This window comes from Enterobacter sp. 186315, assembly GCF_053290175.1.
This window is the reverse complement of sequence record NZ_JBPTTK010000004.1, coordinates 178,344-199,795: the sequence shown is the minus strand read 5'-3', so window position 1 is coordinate 199,795 and position 21,452 is coordinate 178,344. Positions and strand designations below refer to the sequence as shown.

Genomic DNA, 21,452 nt, shown 5'->3' with positions numbered 1-21,452 from the left:
GCCACGAATGCAACCTCCGTTTGGTCAGAAAATAATCTTGTGACGGCCGGCCAGGGAGTGCGACAGCGTGGTGCCGTCGACCATCTCCAGCTCGCCGCCCACCGGTACGCCGTGGGCAATACGGCTGGCGTCAACGCCGTACTGCGAGCACAGTTCAGCGATGTAGTTGGCGGTTGCCTCCCCTTCCACCGTCGGGTTGGTGGCGAGGATCACCTCTTTGATCGTTTCCGATTCAAGGCGCTGCTCCAGACGATCGAGACCGATATCGTCCGGGCCGATGCCGTCCAGCGGAGAGAGATGCCCCATCAGCACGAAGTAGCGGCCAGAAAACTGCCCTGTCTGCTCGATGGCATAGATGTCCGCCGGACTCTCTACCACGCAAATCTGACCGTTTTCCTGGCGACGCGGGTTAGTGCAGATGTTACACACGTCCTGCTCGGTAAAGGTGCGGCAATCCGCACAGTGACCGATTTCTGACATGGCGCGGGTCAAGGCCTGCGCCAGGCGCATCCCGCCGCTGCGGTCGCGCTGTAACAGCGTAAACGCCATGCGCTGCGCCGACTTCGGACCGACGCCCGGCAGACAGCGCAATGCTTCCATTAACTGCGTGAGCAGCGGACTGGTTTGCATGAAAGCCTTCCTTTCTGAAGCTGGATACAAGAAATAAAGTGGCATAGAGTAGCATCTGTCACTCCACAAAACATCGCTCAGTTGTAGATGAAGTTCAGCGTGCCCGCCGCATTGGCCTTACCCGGCGTCACGGTAGATTGCGTTTTGTAATAATCCGCCGTAAAGGTCAGCGTTTCACTGGCTAATGCGCCCCCCGGTTCCCCCGGATCAGAAAACGCCGTGTAACCCTCGCTACCGTGGGTGACGCGCTGCGAGGTCAGGATGGCGACAGGCGTATTGAGAGGGAGGCCGTTTTGCCCACTGTCATAGCGTCCTGACGCCAGCCGCAAATTGAGTTGTACCCCGACGCCCTGCGCCACACCGGATGCTCCGCTCTCTGATAGCGCAATCAGGGTATTATTCTGATTATCCCCGTCAGTGACCGACGGCGCCTGAACGGTGACTGCGACGTTGGTACCTGGCTCGCAGGACAGAGTGAGTGCCTGCGTCACGCCCCCCACGCGCGATGCGGTGTTAAACCGCGTTACGTTGATATCGGACATATCAAAATTTAGCGCGGCGCGATCGGCAATGCATCCCATTGCTTTCACATCGACCTGGCTGCCAGACACGGACAGGCTCGATGCAACGTCACCCGAACTGGTCATCGTTTTGTTTTCCCGGAAATCCACTCTTGCGAGCGGTGACGGCAGCGTTAACGTACCGCTGCGAATAGCGCCTCCTGTGGCAACCAGTTGCAGCTGATAGGATGAATTATTCAGGGTGTGGCTTGAGTACAACATCCCTCCGTCGCCAGCCTGCCAGCTATTATCAATTGCCCGTGAGCTGTCGTAAGGCCCGGCCTGGTTAAGGGTATAAACCCTGACACCCACCCCCTCAAGATTTGTCGGGTAGATATTTTCTCCAATCATACTTCCCGTTTGCGGAGCAGAAAGATAAATAAATCCGACATAATAGTTCTGGTAACAATCTTTTATGGTCACTTTACCGTCGCTGCCCGCAATAAATCCTGAATCGTATAAAATCGTTCCTCTGGTATAACTCCCGCTGTTAATCAATATATGGTCGGGCAAGGAAATGGTTGAAACCGACACGCCATCGTTCTTATCACGCGTGCAGTCTGCATGGGACGAAAACGATAATAAAAATAAGACGATGCCCAACAGATAAATAAACTGCATGGGTTTTCTCCTGCGATGCGTTAGTGATAGGAAAAATTAAGCGTGATAGCGGTGTGAAAATCCCCGGCGGTGGGTTTACCTTCGGGTGAATACATTCGGGCAATAATATGTAATGCTCCGCCTGCCGTCTGCTCATCAATTTGAAAGGGGTAGCTCACCCCATTGGCAAGATTGACCCGCGCGTTGCCGTCGTTGTTATAGAGCTGCAAGCCCAGTCCCTTTGCCCCTTCTGCCACCTGATTTGCATACAGCGCGGTTCCCCATGCGCCATCGTCATAGGGCGTACCTGAGAAGGAAACGACAGCCTGCGTTAGCCCCCTGGAACAGTCCGTCAGAGTGATAGTAAACGGCACATTGGCGCTGTTAGCACCCGCCACGGACAGATCCTGACGCGCATAGCTGCCTAAATCAATCCGTGAGGGGACATTCACCGTGCACAGAGGCTGAATAATATTGCCCTTCACCGTAAAGTTAACCGTATCCTGGCTATTAAAAGCAGCCCCCGGCCAGGCATATATCAATAATAAAAGCATTCCATATCGCCACAGCGTCATATCACCCCTTCCTGTATTTCTTTTATTTACTTACGCCCCAAACGAACGACACTGTCCCTGATAAAAAATAATATTATTAAGGGATCCCGCTTTCGGCAGTTGATAATCAACCCAGCATTGTTTATCCGACGTATCGCCCCATTTAACCTGTAATGTCCCTTTCGCCGGTAGCCCCACCAGATAAACCTGGCCATCATCACCCACAATATTGGTACGTGCCGGTTCGTTATCACTATTTTCCGTCGTCACGATGGCACCAAATGGGACTGCCCTCCCCCGATAACGGAGGGTCATCATCGATTTATAGCCGATCCAGGTTTTATACCGTGCGAGCACAATCGCCCCGCGGGTCGGAACGAGCTTTTTATTCATGTTATCCATGTCGGCATGAGCAATATCGTTATCAGACGCGTCCAGTGTAACGTCGTTGATATGGTAAGGCCTGACATAGGGGATCACCGCATTGCCCAGCCAGTCAGTATGAACGTTCGTCTGCCCGGCCACCGGCACGTTCACCACGCCTGGCGCCTGTACTAACGCGATGCTTTCATTTAATGCCCGCGCAAAGGTAACGCCTCCAGAATGGATAACCGCCCCGCCCCTGACGCCATAGCTGTAACGGTTATTGTATTCATCGTATCCATAGCCAGCGGAGATATCGGCATACCCGCCCTGATAGCTGCCGCTAAGATTGCCGTTGGATTTTTTCGAACTGGCAGCATAGCCCTCTGACGCCTGCCAGCTTAATGCGTTGTCTTTCAGCAGAGCGCCGCTCAGACCCACATTATGCGTCGCGTGATGATTAGCATCGGTATTAAGAGAATAATTGGCCGAGACCTGCTGCCATTGGTCATCGTGACTGAATGCGCTAAACGGCAGACTCACGTTGATGGCGATAGCATCATCACTGGTGGCATCGTCACGGTTTTCCCACGCATCGTTTTTGTTATGGGCATAGTTAATAAAATACGAAAGCTTCCCGATGGTATTGCTATACCCAATGCTTAACGAATCCGTTCGCGATCGATCCCGGAACGTTTCTCTGATCAGCGACAGGGTGAAGCCGCCCCAGTCGGTGCTTTGTGAAACGGATGCATCAACGCGACGGTGTTGTCTGCCAACATCATTCGTATCGTTTCCTGAATTCCAGCTATCGCTAAAATCCTGAAATGAATAATATCCATTGGATGAATAGCGATAGCCTGCAACGGATAAGGCGGTATCCGTAGCCTGTAGCGTTTTGCTGTAGCGCAGACGATAAGACTGCCCTTGCGCGCGCGGAGGTTGGGCTGACGTTTCAGACGTGAGTAGAGCCCAGGCCTGCGAAGCATCCAGTGAAAACGCCCCCGCCTCCCCCAGATTCAGTCCGCCCCCGACCAGCAGGTTGGTGTAGCGATCTTCAGCCTGGATAAATCCACCGTACAGCGTAACCCCGCCACGAATGCCTCTTGCTCCGGAAGCCTGAACGAAGTTAAACGCCCGGAATTGCTGGCTTTCACTGCGCGTTTTACCCACTACAGCGGAATAACGGCCCTGACCTTCACGCTGCAAAATGGCCAAAGAGGCATAGGGCACTGAAAATCGTTTCTCAGATCCGTCGGACTCTTTGACCACCACCAGGAGATCGCCAGAACTCCCGGTCGGATAGATATCGCTGATGGCAAATGCACCAGGTGAAACCGCTGTTTTATAAATCACGTATCCATTTTGATAAATCGACACTTCGGCATTTGTTTGGGCAATCCCCCGCACTACGGGGGCAAACCCCTGCAAACTGTCGGGCAGCATTTCTGTATCTGAATAAAGCATCACACCCGTAAAGCCCATACTGTCGAAAATATCTGACCGGGTATTACTTTCGCCAACCACCATCTGGCTTCGCAAAGCGTGGATATCCCGGGAAAGATAGGTGTAAACACTGTTCCAGCGTTGACCGTCCTCGTCATGGCTCCAGGTAGAGTAATTTCGCAACCTCCAGGGGCCTGCATTAAAACCGGGCTGGAGAGAAAGAAACTGACTGTTCGTACTGGTGCCGCTCTGCCGTGGCGTAACCACTTGCCCGGACAGGCTGTAATTCAGCAATCCGGCTGAAATACCGTCATCCCAACGATCTTCTGATACATATCCCCGCGTCGTGTTCTGCATATCGACCTGCGGCACGGAGAGCGTATAACGCTGGCGAGTAATATCCAGATGCTCTTTCACGTCCTGAATAATATGCAACGGCGCACAGCCCCGAGCCGTTTGAGACAGCTCTGGATATTTATCGGTGCGTATATTCCACTGCCGGAGGAGTGCGGGTTCAAGACAGGCCCTCAGGACGGGTGGCATTCCCTTTTCCTCAACAGACTGGGTAAAGGTTAACGTTCGGGTATCGACATAACTGTCATTAATAAAGATATCGACATTGTAATCTCCTGGCGGCGCATTATCCTGAGCAAATAAAGAGAGATCCAATTCAGGAACGGATGTATCCGTTGTCTCAAGAAGATGCGGATTGAAAAATTCTTTTGCGACAGCATCAGTCTGGGACAGAAAAATCATTGGCCAGCATTTTAAAATTGAGAATGCGGTGTATCGGGCGATCAGACTCATAAAATCCGTCCAAACCTGTTTCTTCCATTTAACAAATCAGTACGTTTGTGAATATGCTTTAGTGCTCATGCCATAATCATCCAATATTTTCCATGTCACTTTTCCATGAGCAGGGAACTTTCTCTTATCGATCGTCATTTTCGAGAACGGTGCAACGAAATAAAGTTCGGAGAGCACTTCTCCGTTCACGGTCAGAGAGGAGAAATTCATATAATGCGGTGTGGTATTGCTCACCTCAAGCGCGGTGCCGTTAACACGCCATTCTAATTTGTCCGCAGAACGAGCAGGAGTCATTCCTTGTAGCATGGCCGGGCGGTAAATCAGTTTAATGCGTGAATTAATCGCAATCTGTAGCGCATTTTTCTCGACTCCCTCCGTTGACGCGGGAATTCCTTTGACGTTAAGCCACAGCATTGATTCACGATCTTCAGGCAGCGGTTTGCCTGAACGCACAACCCGAATAGCCGCCTGCTCCCCTGACGCCAGGCGGAACAGCGGGGGCGTAATAATAAAAGCGTCTTTTCCGGGGGACGTGCTATCCGTAGCGGAAAGCCACGATTGGACGAGATTCGTGACCGGATCTTTGTTTTCAACAGACAGCGTGGCCGCCTGGCGGGCCCCATCAAACACCAGACGGGTTCCACCAATCAGCAAACTTGCTTTGGCGGGAAGCGTAATAAATAGCGCGAGTGTAAGCCCGGTCGCCAGTGTATTTACTTTCATAAACTATCCTTCAGGGAGGGGGCATCCCCCTCCCTTATCTTCTTACTGGTAGGAAATGTTATAAGTCAGGGTGCTTGATACGCCGCCTTTTGTTGCGCCATCCGCTGTCGCAATTAATTGTGCGGTATAATCGACATTCACATCGCCACCGGTCGCCGGAATAGAAATAACATCATTACCATCATCAGCACTTACCGTCGTATTACCTTGTTTAATTAATACCGCAACCTTAGTCGCGGGAGAATTGGTTTCGGTATTTTTGAACCAACTGCTATTCCCGTCAGTTTCACCGGAGAATTTAATATAAGCGCCGGTTGGGCCATCCGCAGGGCACGCGCTTAATGCGATGGTAAAGCTTTTTGGCGCGCCGGTATTGCCTTGTTTACTAATATCCGATTTTAACGTGCCCCCTAAATCGACCTTTGAATTGCCACCATTAACGGTTACCGTACAAGCGGTATCCAGAACTTTTCCGGTAAACGTTATTTGATTATCTGCTGCAAGACTTAATGAGGAATATCCCAGAGAGGCTGCGATGAAAAGACAAGAACCATTTAACAGGTTAAGTTTCATAATAAATCCTTTATTAGAACAATATTTAATATTCGTAGAATAGATAGAACGTTGCTTCGAAGCACGGGAAATATAATAATCCTCAAAAAACCTTTGCGTAAAATGAATATTTACACCAGCCGCTAAATTAGCATTTTAGATCCGCTTTACGGAAAAAAAGACAGTTATTGATAGTTCAAACAGCGTTTTGCACTGAAAAAATCGAACATATTCACAATATTTATATTCTATTACCAGGAAATATTGATCATCCAGATTTATATAATGATCGAAAGTATTTATGTCGCAGATTAAAAAACGTGAGGGGAAGGCGCAGGGTAAAAAATGAGGTTAAAAAAAAGCGGCGTTGAACGCCGCTTTTTTCATCAGAATGGCATTTTGAAGCCAGGCGGCAGCTGCATACCGCTGGAGACAGAGGCCATTTTCTCTTTCTGGGTTTCGTCGATACGGCGCGCTGCATCGTTAAATGCCGCCGCGACCAGATCTTCCAGCATATCTTTGTCGTCTTCGAGCAGGCTTGGATCGATTTCAACGCGGCGGCAGTTGTGCGCACCGTTGATGGTCACTTTGACCAGACCCGCGCCAGATTCGCCCGTGACTTCCAGCTGAGCGATCTCTTCCTGCATCTTCTGCATTTTTTCCTGCATCTGCTGGGCCTGCTTCATCAGTCCACCCAGACCGCCTTTACCACCAAACATAGGCTTCTCTCTTCTTTCACGTTTAATGATTACAACCGTAAGTCAGACTCACGATCAAATGGGGCGAATACTCTCTTCATCCAGATCGGCATCGAAGAAACGACGCAGGGTCTGGATGTTGTTATCCGCAATAATCGACTCACGCGCCTGCGCGAGTTTTTCTTCATAAATCGCCTGCCGCCACTCAAGCGGCGTTCGCACCGCCGGATTATCATCTTCAATGATAGTCAATTCAACCGGCGCCCCCTGTAATGCGGCAAGCGCCTCGGCCAGCGCTTTCTGTGCGCCAGGGGAATTGAGATGGCGCTGGCCCGGACGCAGATGCAGGCGGACCTGATTGCCCTCCTGCTCTTTCCAGGCGTTGAGCGCGACCTGCTCCACCAGCTTCGGCAGCTGGAGTTTGCTGACCTCAGCGGCCCAGGCGTCGCGCTCGATAGATTCTTCAGCCAGCTTCGCCGACAGCTCTGGCGTTTTTTCATGCTCCAGCGCCCTTTTCAGCGCTTTCGGCGTGGCGACCTCTTCTTTTACCGTTTCGATAATAGTGGTCGCTTTCCAGCGGTAAGCCTCTTCCTTCACCGGGGCTTTTTGCTCGAACGCGGTGGGCGCAGGGCGCGACTGAACGCGCTCCGTTACCGAAGCCAGTCGTTCAAGCGCGGCGTTGTTCACCGGCCGCGCTCGTCCTGGCGCTGCCGGTTCACTCTTTTTTGGTTTGGTTACTCCCTGCGCACGCTGCAACTGGCTTCGTGCGGCAAGTACCGAACTGGTGGCATCCGACAGCGGCACGTTTTGCTGCGGCGGCGGCGTCGGCTGTGGCGATACCTGCTGCGGCGACATCACCGCCGTCGGCTCCACCGGGGCGAAGGATTGCCGCGGCACTTCCGGCTCCGGCAACGGTTTACGCGGGTGGAACGCCAGCGCGCGCAGCAGGGTCATTTCAACCCCCATGCGGCGGTCAGGAGCGAACGGCAGCTCTTTACGGCCAATCAGCAGCGTCTGGTAATAAAGCTGCACGTCGGCTGGCGGCACGGTACGCGCCAGCTCGCGCATACGCTGTTCGATGGTCGCCATGTCCGCGCCAATCGCCGACGGAGAGAGTTGCAGCATCGCCACGCGGTGCAGCAGGCTCTGCATTTCAACCAGCAGTCCTTCCCACTCGACGCCGCGCGCGGCCGCCGCGTTGACCAGCGACATTACGCGCTCGCCGTTGGCGGCAATCATCGCTTCAATGAGCGACAGCGCCTGATCGTCGTCCAGGGTGCCGAGCATGGTGCTCACGGCATCGGTTGAAAGCTTTCCGTCACCGCTGGCAATCGCCTGATCGGTAAGACTTAAGGCGTCGCGCAGGCTGCCGTCTGCGGCACGCGCCAGCAGTTGCAGCGCGCGCGGCTCGTGGACAATCTTCTCTTCGTCGAGAATGTGCTCAAGCTGGGCGCGGATCTGTTCAACGTCCAGCGCCTTGAGATGGAACTGAAGGCAGCGCGACAGGATCGTCACCGGCAGCTTTTGCGGATCGGTGGTCGCCAGCAGGAACTTCACGTGCGCGGGCGGCTCTTCCAGCGTTTTCAACAGGGCGTTGAAGCTGTGGCGCGACAGCATGTGAACTTCATCGATCAGGTAGACCTTGAAGCGGCCTCGCGCCGGGGCGTACTGGACGTTATCCAGCAGGTCACGGGTATCTTCCACTTTGGTGCGCGACGCGGCATCGATCTCAATCAGATCGACAAAACGGCCCTGCTCGATTTCACGGCAGTTGTCGCACACGCCACACGGCGTGGCGGTGATCCCGGTTTCGCAGTTCAGACCTTTCGCCAGCAAACGGGCGATAGAGGTTTTACCGACACCGCGGGTACCGGAGAAAAGATAGGCGTGATGGATGCGACCTAGCGACAAGCCGTTCGCCAGGGCCGTCAGCACATGTTCCTGACCGACAACGTCAGCAAAGGTTTGTGGTCGCCATTTACGGGCTAACACCTGATAACTCATGGGCAGGCTCTGCAACGCTGGAAGGTGAATTTATGGAGGGGAATGCTATCACAACCTCACCCATTGAGCGAGGTTGTGACAATCGGGATCAATGCCCCGGGAATGGCACAAGGCTGTAGCTGGTAATACCTTGTTTTTCGAGGCGCTGCTCGCCGCCCAGATCGAACAGGTTAATGATGAATGCGGCGTCGGTCACTTCCCCACCCAGACGGCGGATCAGCTTCACGGTTGCTTCGATAGTGCCGCCGGTCGCCAGCAGATCGTCCACCACCAGCACTTTGTCGCCTGGTTTGATCGCATCAACGTGGATCTCCAGCTGATCGGTGCCGTATTCCAGCTCGTAGCTCTCGGCGATCGTTTCGCGCGGCAGCTTGCGCGGTTTACGAACCGGCACAAAACCCACGCCCATCGCCAGCGCAACCGGTGCGCCAAACAGGAAGCCACGGGCTTCAGTCCCTACTACTTTGGTGATCCCGGCGTTCTTATAACGCTCGACCAGCAGTTCAATGCTGAGCGCGTACGCTTTCGGGTCTTCCAGCAAGCTGGTGACATCACGGAAAAGAATGCCAGGCTTTGGATAATCCTGGATGCTTTTGATGCTGTTTTTCAGATATTCAAGCTGCTGTGCAGTTGCGGTCATCGGTTTGTGCCTAAATGAAACAGTGTTACTCACAGGGCACGCGAAGAGGGGTTAAAGTAACAATTGATTAACCTTTAACCAGGTGCGCCTGTGCTCGAAAACGGTCGAATTTACTGGCTGCGCGGGATAATTGCAACAGACATTATGAGGCGTTAGTGCTTTTGTTGCTTTTCATCCACCACGGGGATCCGCCACATAAAGAGTAGCAGGCCGGTGAGGATCACCAGCAGCAGGATCCGCACCCACATCATCTTCACCATCCAGAGCGAGATGGCGAAGGTCACCAGGATGAAAAGGATCGCGCGCGGCTTTGCGCCAGGCGGCATCGCGCGGTGTTTTTGCCAGTGGCGCAGGTAGCCGCCAAACCATGAGCGATACAGCAGCCAGTGGTGAAAGCGCGGCGACGAGCGGGCGAAGCACCAGGCCGCCAGCAGAATAAACGGCGTGGTGGGCAGTAGCGGCAAAACCACGCCCAGCGTGCCAAGCACTACCGCGAGCCAGCCAATGATGATTAAAATAGTACGCTGCATAATGCGAATCGTTATCAAACTGAACGGCTACTTTACCACTGGAGAGCGCATTGAAAACAGCCTTGCTTCTGAATACGCTGCAAAATCAGCTGGCCCTCCTGCGTGAGCAGGCCACCCCGCTGATGGGGCACGCGACGCTGAAACCGCGCTTCGACCGACAGCTTTTTCGCACACGCAGCACGCTGATTCAGGATTACCTCGCTGAAGCGCAGACAAACCTTGATGAACTCCGCCATGCGGTCGAGAGCGGACAGCAGGAGCAGGTTGCCTGGCTTGCGGAGCATCTGACCGAACAGGTCACCGCGTTGCACCGTGAGATTGCGGCCTGGCCGCTCCGCGCCTGGGACTCGCCGTCGCCGGGCCTCGGCAAATGGCAGCGCAAGCGGCTGGAAAATCAGGAGTTCGAGCGCCGCCTGTTCGAGATGAAGCGCGAGCGCGAAGCCCGGCTGAATAACAGCGAAACGCTGGAAGAACAGCAATTATTAATGCGGGAAATCACCGCACTGGAAGGACGCATCGTTCGCTGCCGTCAGGCGCTGGATGAGATTGAACGCGTCATAGAACGACTGACCCGCTAAAAGGAGCACCTGATGTCGCTGGAAAACGCCCCGGATGAAGTAAAGCTGGCCGTGGACTTAATTATGCTGCTGGAAAACCATGAACTGCCGGCGGAAACGGTGCTTAAGGCGCTGGAGATTGTGCGCAGAGATTTTGAAGGAAAGGTGAAGGCCTGCTGTCCTCACCCTAACCCTCTCCCACAGGGAGAGGGAAAAGGGAAAAAAGATTAAGCCGGAGTGGGGTCATCACCCTTAATCTCGCGCTTCACTTCCGTATGCTCGTCACCCTTCTCGTTATGCAGATGGACTTCAAGCTGGTTGAAGGCGATGTTGATGTTATTTTCACGACACAGACGATCGATAGTGCGGTTCAGTTCGTCCACGGCGTAGCTGCGGTCGCGCAGTTCACGCACGTACAGACGTAACTCGTGATCCAGCGTGCTGGCGCCAAAGGTGGTGAAGAAGACCGACGGCGCCGGATCGTGCATCACCTTCGGATGTTCCATCGCCGCGCGCAGCAGCACCTCTTTTACCTTATCCAGATCCGATCCGTAGGCCACGCCGAGGCGGATCACCACGCGGGTAACGGTATCAGAGAGCGACCAGTTGATCAGGCGCTCGGTCACGAACGCCTTGTTCGGGATGATCACCTCTTTACGATCGAAGTCGGTAATGGTGGTCGCACGAATACGGATCTTGCTGACCGTCCCGGAGAAGGTCCCGATAGTCACGGTATCGCCAATGCGCACTGGACGTTCGAACAGAATAATCAGGCCGGAAACGAAGTTACCGAAGATCTCCTGCAAGCCAAAGCCCAGACCAACCGAGAGCGCCGCCGCCAGCCATTGCAGCTTGTCCCAAGACACCCCAAGCGAGCCGAAGACCGTCATCGCCCCCACCACCAGGATCACGTAGTTCAGGATGGTGGTGATAGCGTAGGAGGAGCCCTGGCGCATGTTCAGTCGCGACAGCACCAGCACTTCCAGCAGCCCCGGCAGGTTGCGGATCAACGCCCAGGCGACCATCGACGACACAATGGCAAACAGCAGGCTGCCCATGGTGACGCTCTTCATGACCGAGGCACCCGCTTCCGTGCCGCTGTACTGCCACAGGGTAATGCTGTCGAGATAAGCAAACACGGTGATTAAATCGGACCAGATCGCCCAGAACATCACCGCGAACAGCGCCACCATCACCAGCATGGTGATACGCATCGTCTGCTGGTTGACCTGCTCAAGGGCAATCGTCGGCTCTTCCTGCGGCTCTGCGCCTTCCGCACCCTCTTTCACCTGATTCTGACGACGCGCAATGGCGCGGCGATAGGCAATGCGGCGCGCGGCCACGCTCAGACCGCGCAGCACGGTCTGGAACAGCAGGTTCCAGATAATCACCAGGTAGACGGTTTCAATCCAGCGGCCCGCCAGACGCAGGGTAGTATAGAAATACCCCGTTGCGGTCAGCACCATCAGCGCCAGCGGAATAATCGCCAGTACGGTCACGGTGATCAGACGCATATTGTGCGACTCTTTATCGCGCCAGCTGTCGCGGCACATCGGCCACATCAGCACGGCGATCAGCAGCAGGTTCAGGAAAATCACCAGCTGTCCCAGCACGTCATCCATCAGATGCAGCGGGGAGAGCTCAGAGACCACCGACCAGAAGTGCAGCGGCAGCAGCGCCAGGCTGACGCGGACAATCTGACGACGCCAGTGGCTGGTCAGCTGTTCCGGCATGTTGAAATGGCGCACCGCCACGCCGTCTTTTTCCAGCACCTTCCAGCACAGGCCGAACACCAGCCAGAACAGCGCCAGCTTTTTACTGAACGCCCACAGCAGATCGCTGATATTCAGCTGCATGGTGAGCAGGATCAGACCCGCCGCCAGAATAAGCAGGCACACCGGCAGCGCGCGGATTAAATCAATCAGGATCGCCTTTGGCGTATGCAGCTGGCTGTCGTTACGCAGCTGCCCCACCTCATGCGCCAGCTTCGCCTGGTACTGTTTTAGCCATCCCAGACGCCAGCGGATCAGTCCGGCAATCAGCAGTAACGGCAGTCCAGCCAGGAACGCGATCATCACCGCTGGCCAGGCTTTCTCCCAGTTCACGGTGATTTTCATGCTTTTAATCTGGGATTTAAGCGTTTCCGGGAAGGACTTGATCCAGTCCCAGTCCATCGGTTTGTTGCTGTTTACCCAGAAAATCTGCTGGGTCAGGATCTCCTGGAGGTTTTTCGATACGCTCACCAGCTGCTGCTGGTTGATTTGCAGGTTGATGGCCATCATCAGCTGGTTGCCAAGCTGCTTGTTGAGCTGGTCGAGGAGCTCGCGGCGCATATCGACAACCTGCAACAGCGCGTCGTGAACTTCAGGATTGACCTCGCTGGAATGGCCCTCTTCCACTTTGGCGACAAAGCTGTCGCTCTGGAAAAGCGCGTCGCGCTGCTGGTTAACGTCGAACTGCTCCAGACGTAAATCCGCGATGCGGTTGGTCATGTCCTCCAGCTCATCGGCGGACGGCAGCGTCTGCTGCTGCTGGTAGAGAATGCGCGACAGCAGCAGGCTGCCCTTCAGTACCGCGATCTGCTCTTTAATATTGCGTTCGGCCTGGAGCGCGCGGTCCAGCCAGTTTTTGACCTTAATATTCTGCTGAACCAGCGAGTTGCCGTTTTCCGTCGCCTGGATCAGGCGCTGGCTGAGCTGATGGTTAACGTCCAGCTCCTGCTTAACCAGCGGATTGGCCTGAATGCGGGCCGTTTCGTCCGGCGATACCGCCTCCTGCGCCGTTTTTTCCGTCAAGGTCAGGCGTTTGCTGTTAACCGCCTCCTGTAAAAGCTGGAGCTGATGCTCAAGACGGTTGATATTGGCGGTCACATAATCGCGCTGTTTTTGCAGCGTATCCTGTAAAACCGTATTTCCTTCCAGGCTCTTACGCTGCTGTTCAATTTGCGCGTTGAGCAGAGACTGCTGAACGAGGAGCAACGTTTGCTGGGTCGGACGTAACGCCCCGTCCCCCACCGTGGTGCCGTTCAGACGATTACGAATTTGCTGAAGCTGCTGGGAAGCCGAGTACATCGCGTTCTGCACGCGCTCCGGCTGGGTTTGCAGCGATACAAGCTGGCTGTTGTAGGTGGAGAGATCGGACTGCGCGGTTTGCAGATCGTCCAGCAGCTGGGCAACGCGCGACTCAAGCTGGCGCAGGGAGAGCGTGGCCAGCGTTTTCCGCGTTTCATCATCGCTATCCACATCGCTTAACGCACTCAGCGCGTCGGTGGCTTTACGCATCACGTCCGGCGCCTGCGCCACTTTTTGCCGCAGCTGGATAGTTTCGGCCTTAACTCGCTCAATTTTATCAAGCGTTTCAAGCGTTTCGGTTAAGTCCTGCTGAACAAGCTTGTCCTGTGGAGACAGCGCTTTTTGTTTGCTCAGAGAATCAAGCTGCGCCTGGACATCCGCACGCGAAGGAATATCCGTTGCGCTGTCCGAACGAGCATAGGAAGAAGGGGTTGCCGCGAAGAAAAACAGCATGAGAAAAACAAAAGCAAAAACAGGGTTTTGCGAGCATCTAAAGTGCAGCATAGTCATGAATTGGATGTCTGAGAATGACCGAAAATAGTCCGGCGTGCAGAATATCACGCCCGTCTTAAGCAGAATAGCGCGATACTGAATCTATGAGATATTTCCTGGAAAAACTCAGGCGGACAGCGAAGGCGACTCGCCGCGAAGCGTTGGGCAGAACTGATACATTTCCAGCAAAATGGCGACGTAATCGCGGGCTTCATTTTTCAGGTCAAATGACTGGGGGGAGAAAAGCCAGTTTTCCATCAGTCCCGACACGTAGCTGCGCATTAAGATGGCCGCCCGGCGGGTGAGCAAATTTGCGGGTAACAATTTTGCCTGAATACATTCATTTAGCGTATATTCGATGCGGTCGTAGCTTTCCAGGCACAGGCTGCGTTGTGCCTGCTGAACCACCGCCATTTCGCCAACAAACTCACATTTATGATAGATAATTTCCATCATAAGGCGACGACGCTCTTCAACGACCGTGGCTTCAAGGATATATACTAGAATTTCTCTCAATACTGAGAGTGGATCGTCGGGGAATTTTGCCCGATACTCAGTTTCTAAGTCGCTAATGCTGGATTCTGAAAGTTCCCAAATCTCACTAAACAGATCTGATTTGTCTTTGAAGTGCCAGTAAATCGCCCCCCGCGTAACACCCGCGGCCTGAGCAATCTGAGCCAGTGAGGTTGACGAGACACCTTGCTGAGAGAACAAACGCATCGCCACATCAAGTATGTGTTGACGAGTTTCAAGCGCTTGTTGTTTGGTTTTTCGTGCCATAGGTGAGTGAATTTACAGGAGTCAGATTTACATACATTTATGAATGTATGTACCATAGCATGACGATAATATAAACGCAGCAATGGGTTTTTGACTTAGGACCATTGATCAATTTGAAATCGGACACTCGAGGTTTACATATGAACAAAAACAGAGGGTTAACGCCTCTGGCGGTCGTTCTGATGCTCTCAGGCAGCTTAGCGCTAACAGGATGTGATGAGAAACAGGCTCAACAGGGAGAACAGCAGGCGCCAGAAGTTGGTGTCGTTACGCTCAAATCCGAACCTCTACAAATCACAACAGAATTACCCGGCCGCACCAGCGCTTACCGCATTGCTGAAGTTCGTCCTCAGGTGAGTGGCATCATCCTGAAACGTAACTTCACCGAAGGCGGTGACGTGAAAGCCGGTGAGTCTCTGTATCAGATTGATCCAGCAACCTATCAGGCGTCTTATGAAAGCGCCAAAGGCGATTTAGCGAAGGCTGAAGCCGCTGCGAAAATCTCTCAGGTCACGCTGAACCGTTACAAAAAGCTGCTCGGTACGCAGTACATCAGCCAACAGGATTACGATACTGCCCTGGCCGATGCACAACAGACCAGCGCTGCCGTTGTTGCGGCAAAAGCGGCTGTTGAAACTGCCCGTATCAACCTGGCGTATACCAAAGTGACCTCCCCTATCAGCGGTCGCGTGGGTAAATCTTCCGTCACGGAAGGTGCGCTGGTACAGAACGGCCAAACCAATGCGCTGGCTACCGTTCAGCAGCTTGATCCTATCTACGTTGACGTCACTCAATCCAGCAACGATTTCCTGCGTCTGAAGCAAGAGCTGGCTAACGGCACGCTGAAGCAAGAAAACGGCAAAGCCAAAGTGGAGCTGATTACCAATGACGGTATCAAGTTCTCCCAAACGGGCACACTGGAATTTTCTGATGTGACCGTCGACCAGACTACCGGTTCGATCACCCTGCGTGCGATTTTCCCTAACCCGGATAAGAATCTGCTGCCAGGGATGTTCGTTCGCGCACGTCTGGAAGAAGGGACTAATCCGAACGCCATTCTGGTGCCTCAGCAGGGTGTGACCCGTACGCCGCGTGGCGATGCGAGCGCGCTGGTGGTGGGTGCTGATAACAAAGTCGAAACGCGCAATATCACTGCAACGCAGGCGATTGGCGATAAATGGCTGGTGACGGAAGGTCTGAAAGATGGCGATCGCGTCATTATCACTGGTCTGCAAAAAGTCCGCCCTGGCGCCCAGGTAAAAGCGCAGGAAGTCGCTTCTGACAATCAACAAAAAGCCGCAGCCAACGGTCAGTCAGAACAAACCAAGTCTTAACTTAAACAGGAGCCGTTAAGACATGCCTAATTTCTTTATCGATCGCCCCATATTCGCATGGGTGATCGCCATAATCATCATGCTAGCCGGGGGACTTGCGATCCTGAAGCTGCCTGTCGCGCAATATCCAACGATTGCGCCACCGGCGGTGACAATCTCCGCAACCTACCCGGGTGCTGATGCGAAAACGGTGCAGGATACCGTTACGCAGGTTATCGAACAGAACATGAACGGTATCGATAACCTGATGTACATGTCCTCAAACAGTGACTCAACCGGTACCGTTCAGATCACCCTGACCTTCCAGTCAGGCACTGACGCGGATATCGCGCAGGTTCAGGTGCAGAACAAACTGCAACTGGCAATGCCGTTGCTGCCGCAGGAAGTACAACAGCAGGGCGTGAGCGTCGAGAAATCGTCCAGCAGCTTCCTGATGGTTGTCGGCGTTATCAACACCAACGGCACCATGACGCAGGAGGATATTTCCGACTACGTGGGCGCCAACATGAAGGACGCCATCAGCCGTACTTCTGGTGTGGGTGACGTGCAGCTGTTCGGTTCCCAGTACGCGATGCGTATCTGGATGGATCCGAACAAACTGAACAACTTCCAGCTGACGCCGGTTGACGTGATCAGCGCCATTAAAGCGCAGAACGCCCAGGTGGCCGCCGGTCAGCTAGGCGGTACGCCGCCGGTGAAAGGCCAGCAGCTTAACGCCTCTATCATTGCGCAGACCCGTCTGACTTCCGCCGATGAGTTCAGCAAAATTCTGCTGAAGGTGAATCAGGACGGTTCTCAGGTTCGCCTGCGTGACGTGGCAAAAGTGGAGCTGGGCGGTGAAAACTACGACGTAATCGCTAAGTTCAACGGTAAGCCTGCGTCGGGTCTGGGTATCAAACTGGCGACCGGGGCGAACGCCCTCGACACCGCGACGGCGATCCGTGCAGAGCTGAAGAAGATGGAACCCTTCTTCCCGTCAGGTCTGAAAATCGTTTACCCGTATGACACCACGCCGTTCGTTAAAATCTCGATTCACGAAGTGGTTAAAACGCTGGTAGAGGCGATCATCCTGGTATTCCTGGTGATGTATCTGTTCCTGCAAAACTTCCGCGCGACGCTGATCCCAACCATCGCCGTGCCGGTGGTACTGCTCGGGACCTTCGCGATCCTGTCGCTGTTTGGCTACTCGATAAACACCCTGACGATGTTCGGGATGGTGCTCGCCATCGGCCTGCTGGTGGATGACGCCATCGTGGTGGTCGAGAACGTCGAGCGTGTGATGTCGGAAGAAGGCCTGCCGCCGAAGGAAGCGACCCGTAAATCTATGGGTCAGATCCAGGGCGCGCTGGTCGGTATCGCGATGGTGCTGTCGGCGGTATTTATCCCGATGGCCTTCTTCGGTGGCTCCACCGGTGCGATTTACCGTCAGTTCTCCATCACCATCGTGTCGGCGATGGCGCTGTCGGTGCTGGTTGCGTTGATCCTGACGCCAGCGCTGTGTGCGACCATGCTGAAGCCGATTCAGAAAGGCGGTCACGGCGAGCATAAAGGCTTCTTTGGCTGGTTTAACCGCATGTTTGATAAGAGCACGCACCACTACACCGACAGCGTGGGCAACATCCTGCGCAGCACCGGTCGTTATCTGCTGCTCTATATCATCATCGTGGTGGGCATGGCGTTCCTGTTCGTTCGTCTGCCAAGCTCGTTCCTGCCTGACGAAGACCAGGGCGTGTTCCTGACGATGGCGCAGCTTCCGGCGGGTGCATCGCAAGAGCGTACCCAGAAAGTGCTGGATGAAGTGACCGATTACTACCTCACCAAAGAAAAAGCGAACGTTGAATCCGTGTTTGCGGTTAACGGCTTTGGCTTTGCGGGTCGTGGTCAGAACACCGGTATTGCCTTCGTATCCCTGAAAGACTGGGCGGATCGTCCGGGTTCAGAGAACAAAGTTGAAGCGATAACCGGCCGCGCAATGGGCGCCTTCTCGCAGATCAAAGATGCGATGGTCTTCGCCTTTAACCTGCCAGCGATTGTTGAACTGGGTACGGCGACCGGCTTTGACTTCCAGCTGATCGACCAGGGCGGTCTGGGTCACGAAAAACTGACGCAGGCGCGTAACCAGCTCTTCGGCGAAGTGGCGAAACACCCTGACCTGCTGGTCGGCGTGCGTCCTAACGGCCTGGAAGATACGCCGCAGTACAAAATCGATATCGACCAGGAAAAAGCGCAGGCGCTGGGCGTTTCCATCAGCGACATCAACACCACGCTGGGCGCGGCCTGGGGCGGTAGCTACGTCAACGACTTCATCGACCGCGGTCGTGTGAAGAAGGTGTACGTGATGTCCGAAGCGGAATACCGTATGTTGCCGAACGATATCAACAACTGGTACGTGCGCGGCAGCAACGGGCAGATGGTGCCGTTCTCGGCCTTCTCGACCTCGCACTGGGAATACGGTTCACCGCGTCTGGAACGCTATAACGGTCTGCCATCCATGGAAATCCTGGGTCAGGCGGCACCGGGTCGAAGCACCGGTGAAGCGATGAACCTGATGGAAGAGCTGGCGGGCAAACTGCCTGCGGGTATCGGCTATGACTGGACGGGGATGTCCTATCAGGAACGTCTGTCCGGTAACCAGGCCCCTGCCCTGTACGCCATTTCACTGATTGTGGTGTTCCTGTGTCTGGCAGCGCTGTACGAGAGCTGGTCGATTCCGTTCTCCGTTATGCTGGTGGTTCCGCTGGGGGTTATCGGTGCGCTGCTTGCCGCCACCTTCCGTGGCCTGACGAACGACGTTTACTTCCAGGTGGGCCTGCTGACAACCATTGGCCTGTCGGCGAAGAACGCGATACTTATCGTAGAATTCGCCAAGGATCTGATGGAGAAAGAGGGTAAAGGGCTGATTGAGGCGACGCTGGATGCGGTACGTATGCGTCTGCGTCCAATTCTGATGACCTCCCTGGCGTTCATCCTCGGCGTTATGCCGCTGGTTATCAGCTCGGGTGCGGGCTCCGGCGCGCAGAACGCAGTAGGTACAGGCGTAATGGGCGGTATGGTCACCGCGACGGTGCTTGCGATCTTCTTCGTGCCGGTGTTCTTCGTGGTGGTACGCCGCCGCTTTAGCCGCAAGAATGAAGATATTGAGCACACCCACTCAGTAGAACACCACTGATACCGGTTTCATACCTAAAAAAGGCCGCATTTGCGGCCTTTTTCTTTTTCAGGAAAATTCATAAAATACACTTATTGCAAGTCTATTTATTTTCTGCAATCCAAATAAGACATATCATATTTAAGACTTAACTTAATCGACAATCTTAAGGTTTTTTTAATTATAATTCTTACCGTAGATTATTAGGAATATTCCTAACAAATCAAAGAATTTGCAGGAAGTCCGAAAAAATACTCCATTTGAAGCTTTACACTAACCCGATGAATCATAAGGAAGGGCAAAACAAGCCTGCCCGGATTACGATTTAAAAGGTACATTTGCCTTTGCCTCCTGACTAAGCGTCCGCAACCACGCCTTTTATTTGTAATTTTTCGTAATAGCGCGGTGAAATCTTGAAAGGAGTGGCTTATAGTTAAGCTATCAGGAACACAGCACCCGTTGCGGCTAAGCAAGTTGTATCCATCCCGACATAAATGCTCGGTGAGTAAGAAATCACTCAAAAGGGGATGCGCTATGGACGAGTACTCGCCAAAAAGGCATGATATCGCGCAGTTGAAATTTCTCTGCGAATCCTTGTACCATGACTGTCTTGCCAATCTTGATGAAAGTAATCACGGCTGGGTGAACGACCCGACCTCTGCTATCAATTTACAGTTAAATGAGTTGATCGAGCATATTGCGACCTTCGCACTTAATTATAAAATTAAGTACAATGAAGATAATAAGCTGATTGAGCAAATTGACGAATACCTGGATGACACCTTTATGTTGTTCAGCAGCTACGGCATTAACGCACAGGATTTGCAGAAATGGCGTAAATCAGGAAATCGCCTATTCCGCTGTTTTACCAACGTGAGCAGAGCCAATCCTGTTAGCCTTTCCTGTTAAAATTATTACAAAGTTTAAGGTAAATTTATGTCTGATAAACCACTCACTAAAATCGATTATTTGCTGCGCTTGCGACGTTGTCAGTCAATTGACACCCTCGAACGTGTTATTGAAAAAAACAAATACGAGCTTTCAGATAATGAACTGGCTGTATTTTATTCAGCCGCTGACCATCGTCTTGCCGAGCTCACCATGAATAAGCTTTATGACAAAATTCCCTCTTCTGTATGGAAGTTTGTTCGTTAATGACGAATATTGACCTTTGAGGCAGTACACCACTTTTTAAGCTGAATTCACCTTTCGCATGACGATTCCTGTTTATCAGACAGGCCCCCGTACCAAATGTGCTCATCAGCAACAATGTTGTGATTGTCATCACATCACTCTGTCGGGAACGTTCCCTTTCTGGTTAAGCCTCAGTAGGTTATAGAGGATGACATTAACCAGGAGGCTTCCATGAGTGAAGAAAAACAGAAGATGATTGCCGGGGAACTTTATCGCCCTGGCGACGAAACGCTACGCGCGGATCGCCTGCGCGCTCGCCATCTGATCCACCGCTATAACCACACCGCGCCTGATGATAAAAAAGTGCGCAGTGAGATCCTTGCCGAATTACTCGGAAAAAGTGAAGGTGCTTATATCGAACCCAGCTTCCGCTGTGATTATGGTTACAATATTTACCTCGGCAAAGCGTTCTACGCGAACTTTGACTGCGTGATGCTCGACGTCTGCCCTATCCACATTGGCGACAACTGTATGCTGGCGCCGGGCGTGCATATCTATACCGCAACCCATCCGCTGGACCCAACCGAGCGAAACAGCGGCCTGGAATTCGGCAAGCCGGTCACCATCGGGCATAACGTCTGGATCGGTGGACGCGCGGTGATTAACCCCGGCGTGACGATTGGCGATAATGTCGTGGTGGCCTCCGGGGCGGTGGTCACGAAAGATGTTCCGGCTAACGCGGTGGTGGGCGGTAACCCCGCCAGAATCATAAAAATGCTCTGAGGCCGTGCCGGGTAACTGTTATGATCTTTCCCCGCGTAACTGTTAC

Annotated in this window: 19 protein-coding genes and 1 other annotated feature; of the genes, 7 read left to right on the top strand and 12 right to left on the bottom strand. The window is 53.5% G+C overall.

Going from position 1 to position 21,452, the window contains the following annotated elements; genetic code table 11:
- Positions 1 to 24 precede the first annotated feature (24 nt).
- The 10 genes from recR to ACSVHP_RS06780 form a co-directional block, all read right to left on the bottom strand.
- Positions 25 to 630: a recombination mediator RecR gene (gene recR / locus ACSVHP_RS06825; RefSeq protein ID WP_008499298.1), complete on the bottom strand. Its 606-nt coding sequence runs from the start codon at positions 628 to 630 to the stop codon at positions 25 to 27.
- Between the two features lie 77 nt (positions 631 to 707).
- Complete coding sequence (locus ACSVHP_RS06820) at positions 708 to 1,811, bottom strand: type 1 fimbrial protein (protein WP_447551369.1); 1,104 nt, start codon at positions 1,809 to 1,811, stop codon at positions 708 to 710.
- 20 nt (positions 1,812 to 1,831) lie between these two features.
- Complete coding sequence (locus ACSVHP_RS06815; protein WP_447551368.1) at positions 1,832 to 2,365, bottom strand: fimbrial protein; 534 nt, start codon at positions 2,363 to 2,365, stop codon at positions 1,832 to 1,834.
- A 30-nt stretch (positions 2,366 to 2,395) separates the two neighbouring features.
- Positions 2,396 to 4,960 (bottom strand): fimbria/pilus outer membrane usher protein, encoded by a 2,565-nt coding sequence (locus tag ACSVHP_RS06810; RefSeq protein WP_447551366.1) that lies wholly within the window; start codon positions 4,958 to 4,960, stop codon positions 2,396 to 2,398.
- Positions 4,961 to 4,996: 36 nt separating this feature from the next.
- A complete protein-coding gene (locus ACSVHP_RS06805; RefSeq protein WP_447551365.1) occupies positions 4,997 to 5,683 on the bottom strand; it encodes a fimbria/pilus periplasmic chaperone in 687 nt (228 codons plus the stop codon).
- 42 nt (positions 5,684 to 5,725) lie between these two features.
- Complete coding sequence (locus ACSVHP_RS06800; RefSeq protein WP_447551364.1) at positions 5,726 to 6,256, bottom strand: fimbrial protein; 531 nt, start codon at positions 6,254 to 6,256, stop codon at positions 5,726 to 5,728.
- Between the two features lie 365 nt (positions 6,257 to 6,621).
- A complete protein-coding gene (locus ACSVHP_RS06795; RefSeq protein WP_010428194.1) occupies positions 6,622 to 6,954 on the bottom strand; it encodes a YbaB/EbfC family nucleoid-associated protein in 333 nt (110 codons plus the stop codon).
- A gap of 54 nt (positions 6,955 to 7,008) precedes the next feature.
- The gene (dnaX, locus tag ACSVHP_RS06790) at positions 7,009 to 8,937 is read right to left on the bottom strand and encodes a DNA polymerase III subunit gamma/tau (RefSeq protein WP_447551363.1); all 1,929 of its coding nucleotides are present in this window, start codon (positions 8,935 to 8,937) and stop codon (positions 7,009 to 7,011) included.
- Positions 7,615 to 7,679: a sequence feature (DnaX frameshifting element), on the bottom strand. Its footprint overlaps the gene before it by 65 nt.
- 88 nt (positions 8,938 to 9,025) lie before the next feature.
- Positions 9,026 to 9,577 (bottom strand): adenine phosphoribosyltransferase, encoded by a 552-nt coding sequence (gene apt / locus ACSVHP_RS06785; RefSeq protein ID WP_000127359.1) that lies wholly within the window; start codon positions 9,575 to 9,577, stop codon positions 9,026 to 9,028.
- Between the two features lie 152 nt (positions 9,578 to 9,729).
- Positions 9,730 to 10,107 carry a DUF454 family protein gene (locus ACSVHP_RS06780; RefSeq protein ID WP_417313650.1) on the bottom strand — a complete coding sequence of 126 codons (378 nt, stop codon included), beginning with the start codon at positions 10,105 to 10,107 and terminating at the stop codon, positions 9,730 to 9,732.
- Positions 10,108 to 10,157: 50 nt separating this feature from the next.
- On the opposite strand from ACSVHP_RS06780, the gene priC reads away from it, so the two are divergent.
- Both priC and rsmS read left to right on the top strand, forming a co-directional pair.
- Entirely contained in the window at positions 10,158 to 10,685 is a 528-nt protein-coding gene (gene priC / locus ACSVHP_RS06775) for a primosomal replication protein N'' (RefSeq protein ID WP_417313651.1), read from the top strand.
- 12 nt (positions 10,686 to 10,697) lie between these two features.
- Positions 10,698 to 10,895: a pleiotropic regulatory protein RsmS gene (gene rsmS, locus ACSVHP_RS06770; RefSeq protein ID WP_447551362.1), complete on the top strand. Its 198-nt coding sequence runs from the start codon at positions 10,698 to 10,700 to the stop codon at positions 10,893 to 10,895.
- Here rsmS and mscK read toward each other — a convergent pair.
- Positions 10,892 to 14,245, bottom strand: coding sequence for a mechanosensitive channel MscK (gene mscK / locus ACSVHP_RS06765; protein WP_447551361.1), 3,354 nt, complete (start codon positions 14,243 to 14,245; stop codon positions 10,892 to 10,894). The two genes, rsmS and mscK, sit on opposite strands and share 4 nt — an antisense overlap.
- A gap of 108 nt (positions 14,246 to 14,353) precedes the next feature.
- A complete protein-coding gene (gene acrR, locus ACSVHP_RS06760) occupies positions 14,354 to 15,007 on the bottom strand; it encodes a multidrug efflux transporter transcriptional repressor AcrR (protein ID WP_447551359.1) in 654 nt (217 codons plus the stop codon).
- A gap of 140 nt (positions 15,008 to 15,147) precedes the next feature.
- Between acrR and acrA the strand changes: the two genes are divergently transcribed.
- The 5 genes from acrA (at position 15,148) to maa (ending at position 21,406) form a co-directional block, all read left to right on the top strand.
- The gene (acrA, locus tag ACSVHP_RS06755) at positions 15,148 to 16,341 is read left to right on the top strand and encodes a multidrug efflux RND transporter periplasmic adaptor subunit AcrA (protein ID WP_417313653.1); all 1,194 of its coding nucleotides are present in this window, start codon (positions 15,148 to 15,150) and stop codon (positions 16,339 to 16,341) included.
- Positions 16,342 to 16,363: 22 nt separating this feature from the next.
- Positions 16,364 to 19,510 carry a multidrug efflux RND transporter permease subunit AcrB gene (acrB, locus tag ACSVHP_RS06750; protein WP_234675188.1) on the top strand — a complete coding sequence of 1,049 codons (3,147 nt, stop codon included), beginning with the start codon at positions 16,364 to 16,366 and terminating at the stop codon, positions 19,508 to 19,510.
- Positions 19,511 to 20,023: 513 nt separating this feature from the next.
- Positions 20,024 to 20,398 carry an Hha toxicity modulator TomB gene (tomB, locus tag ACSVHP_RS06745; RefSeq protein ID WP_176611029.1) on the top strand — a complete coding sequence of 125 codons (375 nt, stop codon included), beginning with the start codon at positions 20,024 to 20,026 and terminating at the stop codon, positions 20,396 to 20,398.
- A gap of 27 nt (positions 20,399 to 20,425) precedes the next feature.
- Positions 20,426 to 20,644 carry an HHA domain-containing protein gene (locus ACSVHP_RS06740; protein ID WP_014069157.1) on the top strand — a complete coding sequence of 73 codons (219 nt, stop codon included), beginning with the start codon at positions 20,426 to 20,428 and terminating at the stop codon, positions 20,642 to 20,644.
- Positions 20,645 to 20,854: 210 nt separating this feature from the next.
- Positions 20,855 to 21,406, top strand: a complete 552-nt coding sequence (gene maa, locus ACSVHP_RS06735) for a maltose O-acetyltransferase (RefSeq protein ID WP_447551358.1) — start codon at positions 20,855 to 20,857, stop codon at positions 21,404 to 21,406.
- The last annotated feature ends 46 nt before the right edge of the window (positions 21,407 to 21,452 follow it).